The organism is Pseudomonas sp. B10(2017), assembly GCF_002113295.1.
GTDB classification, from domain to species: domain Bacteria; phylum Pseudomonadota; class Gammaproteobacteria; order Pseudomonadales; family Pseudomonadaceae; genus Aquipseudomonas; species Aquipseudomonas pudica.
This window is the reverse complement of sequence record NZ_NEJU01000004.1, coordinates 61,647-77,666: the sequence shown is the minus strand read 5'-3', so window position 1 is coordinate 77,666 and position 16,020 is coordinate 61,647. Positions and strand designations below refer to the sequence as shown.

Genomic DNA, 16,020 nt, shown 5'->3' with positions numbered 1-16,020 from the left:
GGAGAACAACATGACTACTACAATCATCGCCAACGACACCGAAGCCCTGAACGTCGCCGAAGAAGTCGCCCAAAACCTGCGCCGCGACAGCGCCCTGCGCGACCGCGAGCGCCGCCTGCCGCATGCCGAACTGGAGCTGTTCACCCGCTCCGGCCTGTGGGCCATCAGCGTGCCCAGGGCCTTCGGCGGCGCCGGCGTGTCCAACGTCACCCTGGCCAAGGTCATCGCCCGCATCGCCCAGGCCGACGGCTCGCTCGGGCAGATTCCGCAAAACCATTTCTACAGCCTGGAAGTGCTGCGGGTAAACGGCACACCCGAGCAGCAAAAGCGCCTGTACGCCGAAGTAGTGGCGGGCAGCCGCTTCGGCAACGCCCTGGCCGAACTGGGCACCAAGACCGCCAACGAGCGTACCACTCGCCTGACCCGCGACGGCGACGGCTTTCGCATCAACGGCCGCAAGTTCTACTCCACCGGCGCCATCTACGCCCAGCGCATTCCCACCTCGGTGGTCGATGAGCAGGGCGTGCAGCACCTGGCCTTCGTCCCGGCCGACAGCAAGGGCCTGCAAGTGATCGACGACTGGAGCGGCTTCGGCCAGCGCACCACCGGCAGCGGCTCGGTGGTGTTCGACAACGTATACGTCAGCGCCGCCGACGTGTTGCCGTTCCAGAGCGCCTTCGAACGCCCCACCCCGGTCGGCCCGCTGGCGCAGATACTTCATGCCGCCATCGACACCGGCATCGCCCGCGCCGCATACGAAGATGCCCTGCACTTCGTACGCACGCGCAGCCGCCCCTGGGTCGACTCCGGCCTGGACAAGGCCAGCGATGACCCGCTGACGCTGAAGAGTTTCGGCCACCTGGCGATCCGCCTGCACGCTGCAGAAGCCTTGCTCGAGCGCGCCGGCGAACACCTGGACCGCGCCCGCGACGACAGTACTGCCGACAATGTGGCCGCCGCTTCCATCGCGGTGGCCGAGGCCCGTGCCATCAGCACCGAGATTTCCCTCGCAGCCGGCACCACCCTGTTCGAACTGGGCGGTAGCCAGGCCACCCTGGCCGAACACAACCTCGACCGCCACTGGCGCAACGCCCGCGTGCACACCCTGCACGACCCGGTGCGCTGGAAGTACCACGCCATCGGCAACTACTACCTCAACGATGCCAACCCACCACGCCGGGGGACCATCTGATGGCCAAACAGATACTGCTCAATGCCTTCAACATGAACTGCATCGGGCACATCAACCACGGCCTGTGGACCCACCCACGGGATACCTCGACCCAGTACAAGACCCTGGATTACTGGACCAGCCTGGCGCGCCTGTTGGAGCGCGGCTTGTTCGACGGGTTGTTCATCGCCGACATCGTCGGCACCTACGACATCTACGGCCAGTCGCTGGACGTCACCCTCAAGGAGTCGATCCAACTGCCGGTCAACGACCCGCTGCTGCTGGTCTCGGCCATGGCCGCCGTCACCCGCCACCTCGGCTTCGGTCTTACCGCCAACCTCACCTACGAAGCGCCGTACCTGTTCGCCCGCCGCCTTTCCACCCTGGACCACCTGAGCAATGGCCGGGTGGGCTGGAACATCGTCACCGGCTACCTCGACAGTGCCGCCCGGGCCATGGGCCTGGCGCAGCAACCCGAGCATGACCGCCGCTACGACCAGGCCGACGAGTACCTGCAGGTGCTGTACAAGCTGCTGGAAGGCAGCTGGGCCGATGATGCCGTGGTCGCCGACCGCCAGCAGCGCATCTATGCCAGGCCCGACAAGGTGCGCAAGGTCGATCACAAGGGCGAGTTCTACAAGGTCGATGGTTACCACCTGTGCGAACCCTCGCCGCAACGTACACCGGTACTGTTCCAGGCCGGCAGCTCGCAGCGTGGCCTGGCCTTCGCAGGCAACCATGCCGAATGCGTGTTCATCAGTGGCCAGGACAAGGCCGCCACCCGCGCCCAGGTCGACAAGGTGCGCGCCGCCGCCCAGGCCGCTGGCCGCAACCCGCAAGCGGTCAAGGTGTTCATGGGCATCACGGTGATCGTCGCCGCCACCGAGCAGCAGGCCCAGGCCAAGCATGCCGAGTACCTGCGCCATGCCAGCGCCGAGGCCGGGGTCGCGCACTTCGCAGCGTCCACCGGCATCGACTTCGCCGCCTACGCCCTGGACGAGCCGATTGTCTTCAGCCAGGGCAACGCCATCCAGTCAGCCACGCGCCAGTTGCAGGACAACGCCTGGACCCGCCGGCGCCTGCTGCAGCAGCACGCCCTGGGTGGCCGTTACGTGACCCTGGTCGGCGCTCCCGAGCAGGTGGCCGAGCAGCTGATCGCCTGGATCGATGAAACCGGCCTGGACGGTTTCAACCTGACCCGCACCGTAACCCCGGAAAGCTTCGAGGACTTCATCGACCTGGTCGTCCCGCAGTTGCAACAACGTGGCCGCTACAAGACCGCCTACGCCGAAGGCACCCTGCGCGAAAAACTGTTCCAGGCCGACCACCCGCATTTGCCCGCCGACCACCCTGGCTCGGCTTACCGCTTTACCTCTACCCCTGCCCCGACTGGAGCCCTGCACCATGCTTGATAACCTGTTCCGGCCCGTCGCGGCCATTGCCCTCACCCTCGGCCTGACTGCCAGCGCGCTGGCTGCCGAACCGCTGAAGATCGGCACCACCTCGGCCTTCGCCATCCCGCTGGAAGCCGCAGTGGAAGAAGCGCACAAGCAAGGCCTGGAAGTGAAGCTGGTCGAGTTCAGCGACTGGATCGCACCTAATGTCAGCCTCAACAGCGGCGACATCGACGTGAACTACTTCCAGCACATCCCATTCCTGGAAAACGCCAAGGCAGCCGCGGGCTTCAACCTGGTGCCCTACGCCCCGGGCATCATCAACAACGTCGGCCTGTACTCGAAAAAGTACAAGACCTTTGCCGACCTGCCCGAAGGTGCCAGCGTGGCCATCGCCAACGACCCGATCAACAGCGGCCGTGGCCTGCAGCTGCTGGCCAAGGCCGGGCTGATCACCCTCAAGCCGGGGGTCGGCTACAAGGCCACCGAGGACGACATCGTCGCCAACCCGAAGAAACTGAAGATCCTTCAGGTCGAGGCCGTACAGCTGGTACGCGCCTATGACGACGCCGACCTGGTTCAGGGCTATCCGGCCTACATCCGCCTGGCCAACAGCTTCGACGCCGGCTCCGCACTGCTGTTCGACGGGCTGGAGAACAAGGAATACGTGATCCAGTTCGTCATTCGACCGCAAAGCAAGGACGACCCGCGCCTTGCCAGGTTCGTCGACATCTACCAGCACTCGCCAGTGGTGCGGGCAGCCTTGGACAAGGCCCATGGCAAGCTCTACCAGGCCGGTTGGGAGGGCTGACATGAGCCAGGCCAGCGCGCTCCGGGCGCCCACCGCACAACCACTGCCGCCAACGGCCAGGGAGCAGGCCTTGCGCCCGGAGGTCAATGAAGCCCATGTGCGCTTCATCGGCCTGGGCAAGACCTACCCGGGCCAGGCGCAACCGGCCTTGCAAGGCATCGACCTGAACATCCGCCATGGCGAGATCTTCGGCATCATAGGCCGCAGCGGCGCCGGCAAGTCATCGCTGCTGCGCACCATCAACCGCCTGGAGCAACCCAGCCAGGGTCGGGTGCTGATCGACCAGGTGGACATCGCGCCCTTCGACGAGGACCACCTGGTAGCCCTGCGTCGGCGCATCGGCATGATCTTCCAGCACTTCAACCTGATGTCGGCCAAGACCGTGTGGCAGAACGTCGAACTGCCCCTGAAGGTGGCCGGCGTGGCCAAGGCCGAACGCCAGCGCAAGGTGCGCGAACTGCTGGAGCTGGTCGGTCTGCAGGAAAAGCACCACGTGTACCCGGCGCAGCTGTCCGGCGGACAGAAGCAGCGCGTGGGCATTGCCCGGGCGCTGGTGCATGACCCCGAGATCCTGCTGTGCGACGAGGCCACCTCGGCGCTGGACCCTGAAACCACCGCGTCCATTCTCGAACTGCTGCGTGACATCAACCAGCGCCTGGGCCTGACCATCGTGCTGATCACCCACGAGATGGCGGTAATCCGCGATATCTGCCACCGGGTGGTGGTGCTGGAACGTGGAGAAGTAGTCGAGCAGGGTGAGGTCTGGCGGGTGTTTGGCTCACCGCACCACGAAGTCACCCGTACCCTGCTGGCACCGTTGCAGGCCAGGTTGCCAGCCGCGCTGCAAGCCAGCCTGCGGGCCAGCCCGGCAAGCCGCGACAGTGCTGTGGTGCTGAGGCTGACCCTGTTCGGCGAGCCCGAACTGACTGCCCTGTTCAATGACCTTGGCGGCCGTGTGCGACTGCTGCAGGGCGGGGTGGAAACCATCGGCGAGCATGCCCTGGGGCAGCTGATCCTGTCGGTGCAGCACTCGCCGCACGACACTCATCAATTGCTGGAGCGCGCCCGCCGCTGGGCCGCGGACGTGGAGGTACTGGGCCATGTGGCTTGATCGCTTGCTGGAAGGCTTGCTCGATACCCTGCTGATGGTCGGCGTGTCGTCGCTGATCGCTCTGCTGGTGGGAATACCGATGGCAGTGCTGCTGGTTACCAGCGACAAGGGCGGGATCTTCGAGGCGCCGCTGCTGAACCGCGTACTGGGAGCCTTCGTCAACCTGTTCCGCTCGATCCCGTTCCTGATCCTGATGGTCGCGCTGATCCCCTTCACCCGCCTGGTAGTGGGTACCACCTATGGCGTGTGGGCGGCGGTGGTGCCGCTGACCATTGCCGCCACGCCGTTCTTCGCGCGGATTGCCGAGGTCAGCCTGCGCGAAGTCGACCACGGCCTGGTGGAGGCAGCACAGGCCATGGGCTGCCGACGCTGGCACATTGTCTGGCATGTGCTGCTGCCAGAGGCGCTGCCGGGGATTGTCGGGGGCTTCACCATTACCCTGGTGACCCTGATCAACTCCTCAGCCATGGCCGGAGCGATCGGTGCAGGGGGCCTGGGGGACATCGCCTACCGCTATGGCTACCAGCGCTTCGACAGCCAGATCATGCTGACCGTGATTGCCATGCTGGTGGCGTTGGTGGCGTTGATCCAGCTGGGTGGAGACCGGTTGGCGAAAGGCTTGAACAAGCGCTGAATTCTTCGCGGGCACGCCCGCTCCCACAGGTACTGCACAGGGCTTGAATACAACGATATACCTGTGGGAGCGGGCATGCCCGCGAAGAGGCCTTCAACCCCAGCGCAAATCCCCGGCAGGCACCGGCCGCCCGAACCAGTACCCCTGCCCCAGCTGACAAAGCTCATGCAGCAGGAAGCTGGCCTGCTCTGCCTGCTCGATGCCCTCGGCGTGCACCTGCATGCCCATGCTGCGGGCCAGGGCGATGATCACCCGGACAATCGCGATGTCGTCTTCATCCAGCGGCAACCCGGCAACGAAACCCTGGTCGATCTTCAGCTTCTGCACCGGCAAGCGCTTCAGCCGCAGCAGCGATGAATAACCGGTGCCGAAGTCGTCGATAGCCAGAGTCACCCCCAACTCGCGCAGGCGATGCAACTGCTCCAGGGCCACCTCCGGGTCCTCCATCACCGCGCTCTCGGTCACCTCCAGCTCCAGCAAGGCCGGGGCCAGGCCGGTGTCGCGCAGTACCTCGGCCACCTGTTGGTACAGCTCGTGCTGGCCAAACAGGCGGCTGGAGATGTTCACCGCCACGAACGCCAGCTGCCGCCCTTCACCCTGCCACCGTACCATCTGCCGACACGCCTGGCGCAGTACCCAGGCGTCGATCTCGGCAATCAACCCAGTGCGCTCGGCAATCGGGATGAACTCGCCCGGTGGCACCAGCCCGCGCTGGGGGTGTTGCCAACGCACCAACGCCTCGACGCCGACCTGGCGGCCGGTCGTCAGGTCGTGCACCGGCTGGTAGAACACCCGCAGCTCGTCCTGCTCCAGGGCCCGGCGCAGCTCGCCGGCGGTTTCGACCCGGTGCTGTGCGTGGGCGGTCAGCTCTTCGGTGTACAGCGCATAGCAGGCCCGCCCGTTGCTCTTGGCCTTGTACAACGCCGAGTCGGCATTGCGCAGCAACTGCTCGGCACTCAAGGCATCGCTGGGGAACAGGCTGATGCCCACGCTGACACTGATGAACAGGCGGTGACCGTCGAACAGGAACGGCTGGCGCATGCGCTCGATGATGCCCTGCGCCAGCTTGCCCGCCTGGCCGACCTCATGGCAGTTTTCCGCCAGCACGCCAAATTCGTCGCCCCCAAGGCGCGCCAGGGTCACGCCGCTGCCCAGCACCTCACCCAGGCGCTCACCCACCAGTTTCAGCAACTGATCGCCAATAGTGTGGCCGAGGCCATCGTTGATGCTCTGAAAGTGGTCCAGGTCCAGCAACAGCAGGGCACAACCACGCTTGTTGGCCTGGGCTGCAGCCAGGGCCTGCTCGGCCCGGTCGTTGAACAGAAGGCGGTTGGGCAGGCCGGTCAGAGGGTCGTGGTGGGCCAGGTAGGCCAGCTCCTGTTCAGAATGCTTTATTGCACTGATGTCGCTGAACACAGCCACGTAGTGGCTGAGCTCGCCCTCATCGTCGCGGATGGCGCAAATGGTCTGCCATTGCGGGTAGATTTCGCCGCTCTTGCGCCGGTTCCAGATTTCCCCACTCCACTCGCCCTTTTCCGCCAGGGTGGCGAAGATCTGCTGGTAGAACGCCGAGCCATGGCGGCCCGACTTGAACTTGTTCGGGCGCTGGCCGATGACCTCGTCCTTCTGGTAGCCGGTGATGCGCATGAAGGCTCGGTTGACGTGCACGATCAGGCCATCGCGATCGGTCACCAACACGCCTTCGAGTGTGCTGTCGAACACCGCTGCGGCCATGCGCAGGCGTTCACGGTCTTCGCCACGCATACGCGCGCCAACGCCGATGAAGTCGAGCAGCCGCACCCGCGAAACATAGATAAGCAAAGCGCTGAGCAGCACCCAGACCACCAAGTTGATCTGTCGGCCCACGGTCCGTGCCAGAGGATCGTCGGTCATGCCGTGCAACAACACCTCGGCCAGCGTCAGCCAGAGGACCGAGAGCACCACATACAGCGCAGCCATGCGCAAGGCGTCGCGAACGGAAACAGACATGTCGGGTGCAATTGCCCATAGAAAAGGATGGGGCATTATAAAGGCTGAAACATGCCGTGACCTCCTATCTGAACGGTTGACTGGTTTTATTTCCCAGCCAAGGGATAATCGGCCCTTCCCCCTGCATTTCGAGGGTATCTGCACCTATGTGGTACAACGGCCTGCTCGACTTGTCGGCCTGGCAACTGGTCGGCATCACTTTGCTGATGACCCACGTGACCATTGTCAGCGTCACGGTCTACCTGCACCGCTACTCCGCGCACCGGGCCCTGGAGCTCAATGGCGCGCTCAAGCACTTCTTCCGTTTCTGGCTGTGGCTGACCACGGCGCAGAACACCCGCGAATGGACTGCCGTCCACCGCAAGCATCACGCCAAGTGCGAAACCCCCGACGACCCGCACAGCCCTGTGCACAAGGGCCTGAGTACGGTGCTGCGCAAAGGGGCCGAGCTCTATCGTGAAGAGGCACGCAACCCCGAGACCCTGCGCATTTACGGCAAGAACTGCCCGGACGACTGGATCGAGCGCAACCTCTACTCGCGCTACAAGCTGGGCGGCATCGCGCTGATGGCGGTGATCGACCTGCTGCTGTTCGGCACCATCGGCATCACCATCTGGGCAGTGCAGATGATGTGGATTCCGTTCTGGGCAGCCGGCGTGGTCAACGGCCTGGGGCATGCCCTCGGCTACCGCAACTTCGAGTGCCGCGACGCCGCCACCAACCTGGTGCCGTGGGGCATCGTGATCGGTGGCGAAGAGCTGCACAACAACCATCACACCTATCCCAACTCGGCCAAGCTGTCGGTCAAGCGCTGGGAGTTCGACATGGGTTGGGCGTGGATCCGCCTGTTCTGCCTGCTGCGCCTGGCAAAGGTGCAGCGCGTCGCGCCCATCGCCCACCGGGTGGCCGGCAAGGCCAGCCTGGACATGGACACCGCCATGGCCATCCTCAACAACCGTTTCCAGATCATGGCCCAGTACCGCAAGCTGGTGATCGGCCCGCTGGTCAAGCAGGAACTGGCCCGCGTCGATGCCTCGCTGCGCCACCACTTCCGCCGCGCCAAGCGCCTGTTGTCGCGCGAGACAAGCCTGCTGGAAGACCGCCACCATGTGCGCATCGAGTCGATGCTTGCCCACAGTCAGGCGCTGAAGACCATCTACGAAAAACGCCTGGCCCTGCAGCAGATCTGGGCGCGTACCAGCGCCAACGGCCACGACATGCTGGCCGCCATGAAGGACTGGGTACACGAGGCGGAAACCAGCGGCATCCACGCCCTGCGCGACTTCGCGGCACAGCTCAAGACCTACTCCCTGCGCCCGACCGGCGCCTGACCGCCGTTGATCGGCACGCCCGGTTTACGGGGCGTGCCTCCTGGAACTTCGCCCTCTCGTTCACACTCATATCTGGCACATCGCCCGCGTGGCGGGCCAGATGCTGGCCGCACGCTTTCACGCCGAGATCTGCTCCGTGCACATGGCCAAGAACATTCCAACGACACTGCCCGGCACCCCGCCTCCCGAAGCCGCCCAGACCTTGCTTGCGCTGCTCCACGCCCAGGGCGAGGTTGCCCGCCTGAGCGAGCGCGAGCAACTGTTCAGCTCGCTGCTCGACAGCGTCAACGCGGTGCTATGGGCCTTCGACTGGGAAACCCGTCAGGTGCTGTATGTCAGCCCCGCCTACGAGCGCATCTTCGGTCGCCCGGCCAGCCTGGTGCTGGCCGACTACAACGAGTGGCGCGACAGCATCTATCCCGACGACCTGGAGTTCGCCGAGCGCAGCCTGGCCCAGGTCCTGCTCAAGGGTTCGGTGGAAGACCGCGAATACCGAATCCTCAATGCCGAAGGTCAGCTGCGCTGGCTGAGCGACAAGTGCTACATCAACCAGCAAAGCGATGGCGACCGGGTGATCATCGTCGGCATCGCCGAAGACATCACCGAGAAAAAGCAGCTCGAAGGTGAACTTCAGCGCCTGGCCACCACCGACGTGCTGACCCAGAGCAGCAACCGTCGGCACTTTTTCGAATGCGCCCAGCAAGCCTTCGACAACGCCCGCGAAGATGGAACACCACTGGCCTTCCTGCTGCTGGACATCGACGACTTCAAGCGCATCAACGACAGCTACGGCCACCAGGAAGGCGACCAGGTGTTGCAGCAGATCGCTGATAGCGGCAAGGCTGTGCTACGCCGAGGTGACCTGTTCGGGCGCATTGGTGGCGAGGAGTTTGCGGCAGTGTTCCCGGGCTGCAGTGCCCAGGTCGCGGAGCAGATTGCCGAGCGCTTGCAGCGGCAGATACAGCGGCTGAGCTTCAGCCATGGGGAGCAGACCTACGGCGTGACGGTTAGCCAGGGGGTGACCGGGCTGACGGACGATGACGCGGCGCTGGACAGCCTGTATGCCCGGGCCGATGCGGCGATGTACCAGGCCAAGCGGCAGGGCAAGAACCAGATCGTCCGCGGTTGAGCCCTGGGGGTGCTATGCACCCCAATCGCCGGCAAGCCCGCTCCCACAGGTACGGCGCAATCCTCCAGCCTTGTGCAGTACCTGTGGGAGCTGGCTTGCCGGCGATGGGCCGCAAAGCGGCTCCAAAATCTCAGCTGGAAACCTCGGCCTCAGCCAACGGCGGCTCTTCCTGCGACTTCACCTCCAGGTTCTCCACCTTACGCAACCGCCTCAGTTCCGGCAGGCCAAGCTTGAGCAGTCGAGCGGTCTTGCTGCTGGCCACCTTTTCCAGCCCCTGCTCGGCCGGCAGCCGCGCCAACTGCCCGGCCAGGTTCATGGCCAGGATCTCGCGCGAATACACCCCGCCGCCCAGCTGGTAGATCGCCGCGATCAACTCGCGCAACCCCAGCGGCAACCGCCAGCGTGTACGTAGCGCCGAGCCGAATGCGGCCCCGAACTCATTGAGCGACAGCTGCACCTGGTCCTCATCCAGCTCGCCCCCGGCCAGCCGCCATTCCTGCAGGCAGCGCAGCACCGCCAGGTCGCCCAGGCAATGCAGCAACCCCGCGCAATAACAACGCCCTTCGTCCAGCTCGAGCATGCGTGCCAAGGTGCGGCCATATTCGGCAGCGTGCAGCGACAACTCCCAGTAACGGGCCGCATGCTGCGCCAGCAGCGGGTCGCTGAGGCGCGCACTGCGCTTGAGGGTCATGCCCAGGATCAGGTTCATGCTCTGGGTGCTGCCAAGCTTGTTCAAGGCCTGCAGCAACGTCTGCACCGGTGCTTCGCGGTGCAGCGCTGCGCTGTTGGCCGCAGCGATCAGCACGGCGGTGATCTGCGGGTCGCCCTGCACTTCCTCTTCGAGCACTTTCAGGTTCAGGCCCTGAGGGTTGAGCGCGCGCTTGATCGCCACTTGCACATCGGCCAGCAGCGGCCCGCCATCGGCGGTAGCGCGACGCTGTTCGAGGTAGGCCGGCAGGCTGGCACCAGCCTGCAAGGCGGGCACAGGGCAGGCGATCTCTTCGCCAACCGCCAGCAGCAGCTCTTCCAGGCGCTTGCGCAGGGTGTCCAGGTTCAGCGGCTTGCTCAGGTAGGCCGTGGGGTGCAGGGGCAATGCCTCGCGCACACTGGCACTGTCGCTGCGGTTGCTCATGAGGATGAATGGCAACCCCGGACCTTTGGCGCGCACCTTGCGCAACAGGTCGAGGCCATCGACGCCAGCCAGTTCGCGCGCGGCAATGATCAGGTCGGGTTTGCTGGACAGCGCACTCAACGCCTGCGAGCCGTCGGCGCAGACCTGAAGGCGGGCATCACAGCGCACGCTCAGGAGCATTTCGCTGAGCATGTCGCGTACCCAGGGGTCGCCCTCGACAATCAGTACGCTTGGTGGGGTGGGGTCTGCATCGTTCATCGCCAACTCCTGAATAGCCCTGACACACAGTCCGTCGCAGCTTCCTGAGCAAATCCTCCGACAACGATAGCGCCCCATGGCTTTCCTGGGCACAAAAAAAACCCGCCGAAGCGGGTTTTTTCTGAAGCACGTCACATCAGGCGATTTCAGCGAAGCACTCTTCGATGATAGCCAGGCCTTTGTCCAGCAGAGCGTCTTCGGCAGTCAGCGGAACCAGGATACGCAGGACGTTGCCGTAGGTACCGCAGGACAGCAGGATCAGGCCCTTCTCGCGAGCCTTGGCGACAACCTGGCCAACGGCAGCAGCGTTCGGGGTGTGAGTGCCCTTCTCGAAGACTTCGACAGCGATCATCGAGCCCAGACCACGGACGTCGCCGATGATCGGGTACTTCTTCTGGATTTCGCGCAGGCCAGTGGTCAGGCGCTCACCCACAGCTTTGCTGCGGTCCAGCAGTTTCTCTTCTTCGAACACTTCGATCACGGCCAGGGCCGCGGCGCAAGCGATCGGCGAACCGGCGTAGGTACCGCCCAGGCCGCCCGGAGCGATGGCGTCCATGTACTCGGCCTTGCCGCACACACCGGCCAGCGGGAAGCCGCCAGCGATGGATTTGGCGAAGGTGGTCAGGTCAGGCGCAACGCCCATCTGTTCCATCGCGAAGAAGGTGCCAGTACGGCCAGCGCCGGTCTGCACTTCGTCGGCGATCAGCAGGATGCCGTGCTGGTCGCACAGGGCGCGCAGGCGCTTCATCAGCTCTTTCGGCGCTGGCAGGAAGCCGCCTTCGCCTTGTACCGGCTCGAGGATGATCGCGGCGATGTCGCGTGGCTCGGCGTCGTTCTTGAAGATGCGTTCGACCGAGGCGATGGCGTCGTCAACGCTGATGCCGTGCAGTTCGCTCGGGAACAGGGCGCGGAAGATGCCACCTGGCATCAGGCCCATGCCAGCGGAGTACGGCACGACCTTGCCGGTCAGGCCCAGGGTCATCATGGTACGGCCGTGGTAGCCGCCGGTGAAGGCGATGACGCCAGCGCGGCCAGTGGCGGCACGGGCGATCTTGACGGCGTTTTCAACGGCTTCGGAGCCGGTGGTGACCAGCAGGGTCTTCTTGTCGAAGTCACCTGGGACCAGCTTGTTGATCTTTTCGCACAGCTCTACATAGGGTTCGTAGGCCAGCACCTGGAAGCAGGTGTGGCTGACCTTGGTCAGCTGCTCTTGCACGGCCGCAACCACTTTCGGGTGCAGGTGGCCGGTGTTCAGTACTGCGATGCCGCCGGCGAAGTCGATCAGTTCGCGGCCTTCAACGTCGATCACGGTCGAGTTCTTCGCGGTATCGACGAAGATCGGGTGGATCTGGCCAACGCCACGTGGGACGGCGGCGACACGACGTTGCATCAAGGATTCGTTGGTCTTGCTCATAATGCCCTCATTGCGCCGGTCTGGAGTGGCGCTTTTATTCGGGGGTGGCTGGGAGTGCTCGCGAACAGTATTCGTTGATCGACTGCCGTGAACGCCCTGGCCACCAGGTACTGCGATGTAAAAAAGGCCAGCGAGACGTCGCTCTCGCGCCCCGCTGGCAGAGGTAAAGCCGTTACCTTGCGATCAGACGCTGATGCACAGGTATTTGATTTCGAGGTAGTCCTCGATACCGTACTTGGAACCTTCGCGGCCCAGGCCCGAAGCCTTGATGCCACCGAACGGTGCCACTTCGTTGGAGATCAGGCCGGTGTTGATACCTACCATGCCGTATTCCAGGGCTTCGGCAACACGGAACACACGGCTCATGTCGCGGGCGTAGAAGTACGAGGCCAGGCCGAACTCGGTGTCGTTGGACATGGCGATCACTTCGGCCTCGTCCTTGAAGCGGAACAGCGGCGCCAGCGGGCCGAAGGTCTCTTCCTTGGCGACGGCAGCGGTCTTCGGTACGTCGACCAGAATGGTCGGCTCGAAGAAGTTGCCTTCGATGATCTTGCCACCGGACAGCACCTTGGCGCCTTTGCCAACGGCGTCTTCGATGTGTTCCTGGACCTTGGCGACAGCCTTGCCGTCGATCAGCGGGCCAGTGGTGGTGCCTTCTTCCAGGCCGTTACCGATCTTCAGCTTGGCAACAGCGGCGGCCAGCTTCTGGGCGAACGCGTCGTAGACACCGTCCTGCACGTAGATACGGTTGGCGCAGACGCAGGTCTGACCGTTGTTGCGGTACTTGGAGATGATCGCGCCCTCGACCGCCTTGTCCAGGTCGGCGTCGTCGAACACGATGAACGGGGCGTTGCCACCCAGCTCCAGGGAAACCTTCTTGATGTCCTTGGCGCATTCTTCCATCAGCTGGCGACCGATTTCGGTCGAGCCGGTGAAGGACAGCTTGCGGACCAGCGAGTTGCCGGTCAGTTCGCCGCCAACTTCGCCAGCGCTACCGGTAACCACGCTCAGCACACCAGCCGGGATGCCGGCACGGTGGGCCAGTTCGACCAGGGCCAGGGCGGAATATGGGGTCTGCGAGGCAGGCTTGAGCACCATGGTGCAACCAGCGGCCAGGGCCGGGCCGGCTTTACGGGTGATCATGGCAGCCGGGAAGTTCCACGGGGTGATGGCCGCAGTAACGCCGATTGGCTGCTTGATGACGATCAGACGCTTGTCTGGCTGGTGACCCGGGATGGTGTCGCCGTAGACGCGCTTGGCCTCTTCGGCGAACCACTCGATGAACGAAGCAGCGTAGGCGATCTCGCCCTTGGCTTCGGCCAGCGGCTTGCCTTGCTCGGTGGTCATCAGGCGAGCCAGGTCGTCCTGGTTCTCGATCATCAGTTCGAACCAGCGACGCAGCTTGGCCGAACGCTCTTTGGCGGTCAGGGCACGCCAGGCCGGCAGGGCCTTGTCGGCGGCTTCGATGGCGCGGCGGGTTTCCGCAGTGCCCATCTTCGGCACGGTACCGATGACTTCACCAGTGGCCGGGTTGGTGACCTTGATGGTCTGGCCGTTGTCCGCATCCAGCCACTCACCATTGATGTAGGCTTGCTGGCGGAACAACTGAGCGTCTTTGAGCTGCATGTCGGCTTCCCGAATTGTTGATTGTTGAAAAGCGCCCAAGGCAGGGCATCGAGCGTTTGAAATCTCAAACGAATGCTAAGCGGCTGCTGGGGTGTTGGACAATAGGCTGTTCGAAAAAAAGAACGAATGGTTGAACACCCTGGCGGAAATTTCATCATTTGCATAATGGCAACCGGCCTCTTCGCGGGTAAACCCGCTCCCACAGGATGTCCGCAGAATCCAGAATCTGTGTAGTACCTGTGGGAGCGGGTTTACCCGCGAAGAGGCCAGTACAGGTTAGAAGAACGAGCTGAAGGAAATGTGATGGGAGGACCGACGGCCCTCCCGGAAGGGACGGATCAGAAGGCCTTGGCCAGGTCGATCACCAAGGCGCGGTAACCCACACTGCCCGGCTGTCGGCTGTGCACCTTCAGCTCCACCAGCACCTCCTGGGTCCCGCGCCGCACCTCGTTGAGCACGGTGGTGGTCAGTTTCTCCGGGGTCAGGAAGTTCACCGACGCCGAGTAGATGAACTGGGTGTCGCTCTCCGGACGGTAGGCCACCACCGAGGTCACCGGGCTGTACCACTCGTCGCCGCGCTCCTTGCCATATTCCCACACCTGCTCGACCGTGCCCTTGGCCTCGTCGATGCGGTACTCCACCGCCCGACTGTAGTTGCCGGTCAGCCTGGTCGGGGCAAAGTCGCGGCCCCAGCCGTTATCGAACACGGTCAGCGTGCCTTTGCCGGTCAGCCAGGCGGTGTGCTGGGTCCACGACCAGTCGAAGTCTTCGCTCGCCACCGGCGTCAGCACTTTCGCCCGCAGACGCTCAGGCCAGCCTTGAGGCGAGGCGAGAATCCACTTGACCTGTTTGTCGCGACCGATCTTCACCACGCCCTGGTGCCGTGCTGAAACGATGATGCTGTCGTCATCGGCGTCGTAGTCGATGGCATTGACGTGGGCCCAGTTACGCCCGGTGCCCACCCCCGGGGTGTCACCAAAGGGCAGGTCACCCTCGGCCAGTTCGTTGGCCAGCCGCTCGTCCTGTTTCTGTACCCCGACCGGCAACTGGATGGCTGCCTTTCCCAAGGTTTCGAGCAGGTCGCCACGGTACGGGTCGAGGATCTGGTTGAGGTCCCAGAAGTCCAGCACATCACCGGCCTCGTTGACCTCGATGATGTGGTCCCGGATCGAGCGCACGCGCTTGCCGTCGGGCCGGCGATAGTCACTGGTGCCCACACGTAGCAAGTAGGTGCCATTGGCGGTCTCGCGGATTTCATGGGAAAAGTCGGCGAACTTGTCGGGCAGGCTGCGCTGCCAGATACGCCGGCCCAGCAGGTCGTACTTGGAGTAGGTCTGGCCCTGGCCCCAGATCAGTTTGCCATCGCGGGTTTGTTGGAAGCCCATGGTGCCGCCCAGGCCATCGCGGCGGTTGGAGTCGTGGATCTGCTCGATGTCCAGGTACCAGCGCACGTCGCCATTGCTGTCGGCGATCCAGTTGATGCCCACCTGGTCCCACTCCGCCGCACCGCCCAGGGCATTCCACTTGAAGGCGCGCCCGCCCGGGATGTCCCCCTGCAGGTGGTTGAACAGGTACAGGCGCTTTTCAAAACCTGGCGCTAACTTGACCGGCTGCACTTCAGGCAAGGCGGCGGTCTGCCTGGCCACCACCGGCAGGCGCACGGCCGGGGCGTAGATCTGGTACTGCTCGCGGATGCGCTCGCCGTCGAGCTTGTAGGTCACCTCCACATGGTTGACGTGGTCCGGGTACAGGCCGAATACCGGGATGCCGCCATAGGTCCACAACGAACGGTCGGACACCTCGTAGGCAATGTCCACACCGCGCTCGCCTCGCCCCAGCACGCGCACGTGCGCGGCACTCAGGCTGCGCCCTCCATCGCGAATGATCGCGGTCAGCGGCGCCAGGCGATACGGGTTGACCACCACGTCGCCGAGCAGCGCCTCGTCACGTTCGGGAACCTTGGCGGTCAGGCAGGCGCCTTCAGGCAATACAGGGGTTTCGGTCTTGGCATTCATGGCAT

Annotated in this window: 12 protein-coding genes; 7 read left to right on the top strand and 5 right to left on the bottom strand. The window is 64.2% G+C overall.

The genetic code is table 11. From position 1 onward, the window contains the following. The first annotated feature begins 10 nt into the window (after positions 1-10). From CAF92_RS06975 to CAF92_RS06955, 5 genes are read left to right on the top strand one after another with little or no spacing between them, the layout of a single operon-like run. Complete coding sequence (locus CAF92_RS06975) at positions 11-1,192, top strand: SfnB family sulfur acquisition oxidoreductase (RefSeq protein ID WP_085599941.1); 1,182 nt, start codon at positions 11-13, stop codon at positions 1,190-1,192. Continuing rightward, entirely contained in the window at positions 1,192-2,583 is a 1,392-nt protein-coding gene (locus CAF92_RS06970; protein WP_085599939.1) for an LLM class flavin-dependent oxidoreductase, read from the top strand. The genes CAF92_RS06975 and CAF92_RS06970 overlap by 1 nt, the downstream gene beginning before the upstream one ends. Further along, positions 2,576-3,376, top strand: a complete 801-nt coding sequence (locus CAF92_RS06965; protein WP_046614545.1) for a MetQ/NlpA family ABC transporter substrate-binding protein — start codon at positions 2,576-2,578, stop codon at positions 3,374-3,376. Before CAF92_RS06970 ends, CAF92_RS06965 begins: the two co-directional genes overlap by 8 nt. A 1-nt stretch (position 3,377) precedes the next feature. Further along, entirely contained in the window at positions 3,378-4,487 is a 1,110-nt protein-coding gene (locus CAF92_RS06960; RefSeq protein WP_085599937.1) for a methionine ABC transporter ATP-binding protein, read from the top strand. Continuing rightward, a complete protein-coding gene (locus CAF92_RS06955; protein ID WP_046614547.1) occupies positions 4,477-5,121 on the top strand; it encodes a methionine ABC transporter permease in 645 nt (214 codons plus the stop codon). The genes CAF92_RS06960 and CAF92_RS06955 overlap by 11 nt, the downstream gene beginning before the upstream one ends. Positions 5,122-5,214: 93 nt before the next feature. Here the strand turns inward: CAF92_RS06955 and dibA are convergent, their stop codons facing one another. Continuing rightward, positions 5,215-7,110 carry a phosphodiesterase DibA gene (gene dibA / locus CAF92_RS06950; protein ID WP_085599935.1) on the bottom strand — a complete coding sequence of 632 codons (1,896 nt, stop codon included), beginning with the start codon at positions 7,108-7,110 and terminating at the stop codon, positions 5,215-5,217. Positions 7,111-7,256: 146 nt separating this feature from the next. Here dibA and desA point away from each other — a divergent pair, with 146 nt between their 5' ends. After that, positions 7,257-8,441, top strand: coding sequence for a delta-9 fatty acid desaturase DesA (gene desA, locus CAF92_RS06945; RefSeq protein ID WP_046614549.1), 1,185 nt, complete (start codon positions 7,257-7,259; stop codon positions 8,439-8,441). 100 nt (positions 8,442-8,541) lie between these two features. Then, entirely contained in the window at positions 8,542-9,570 is a 1,029-nt protein-coding gene (locus tag CAF92_RS06940) for a sensor domain-containing diguanylate cyclase (RefSeq protein WP_046614550.1), read from the top strand. Positions 9,571-9,700: 130 nt separating this feature from the next. Here CAF92_RS06940 and CAF92_RS06935 read toward each other — a convergent pair whose 3' ends face one another. From CAF92_RS06935 to CAF92_RS06920, 4 genes are all read right to left on the bottom strand, one after another. Continuing rightward, the gene (locus tag CAF92_RS06935) at positions 9,701-10,960 is read right to left on the bottom strand and encodes a response regulator (RefSeq protein ID WP_085599933.1); all 1,260 of its coding nucleotides are present in this window, start codon (positions 10,958-10,960) and stop codon (positions 9,701-9,703) included. Between the two features lie 136 nt (positions 10,961-11,096). Beyond that, the gene (gene gabT / locus CAF92_RS06930) at positions 11,097-12,374 is read right to left on the bottom strand and encodes a 4-aminobutyrate--2-oxoglutarate transaminase (RefSeq protein ID WP_023662096.1); all 1,278 of its coding nucleotides are present in this window, start codon (positions 12,372-12,374) and stop codon (positions 11,097-11,099) included. A gap of 183 nt (positions 12,375-12,557) precedes the next feature. Continuing rightward, positions 12,558-14,000: an NADP-dependent succinate-semialdehyde dehydrogenase gene (gene gabD, locus CAF92_RS06925; protein WP_015268576.1), complete on the bottom strand. Its 1,443-nt coding sequence runs from the start codon at positions 13,998-14,000 to the stop codon at positions 12,558-12,560. Between the two features lie 338 nt (positions 14,001-14,338). After that, positions 14,339-16,015, bottom strand: a complete 1,677-nt coding sequence (locus CAF92_RS06920; RefSeq protein ID WP_085599931.1) for an aryl-sulfate sulfotransferase — start codon at positions 16,013-16,015, stop codon at positions 14,339-14,341. Between the last annotated feature and the right edge of the window lie 5 nt (positions 16,016-16,020).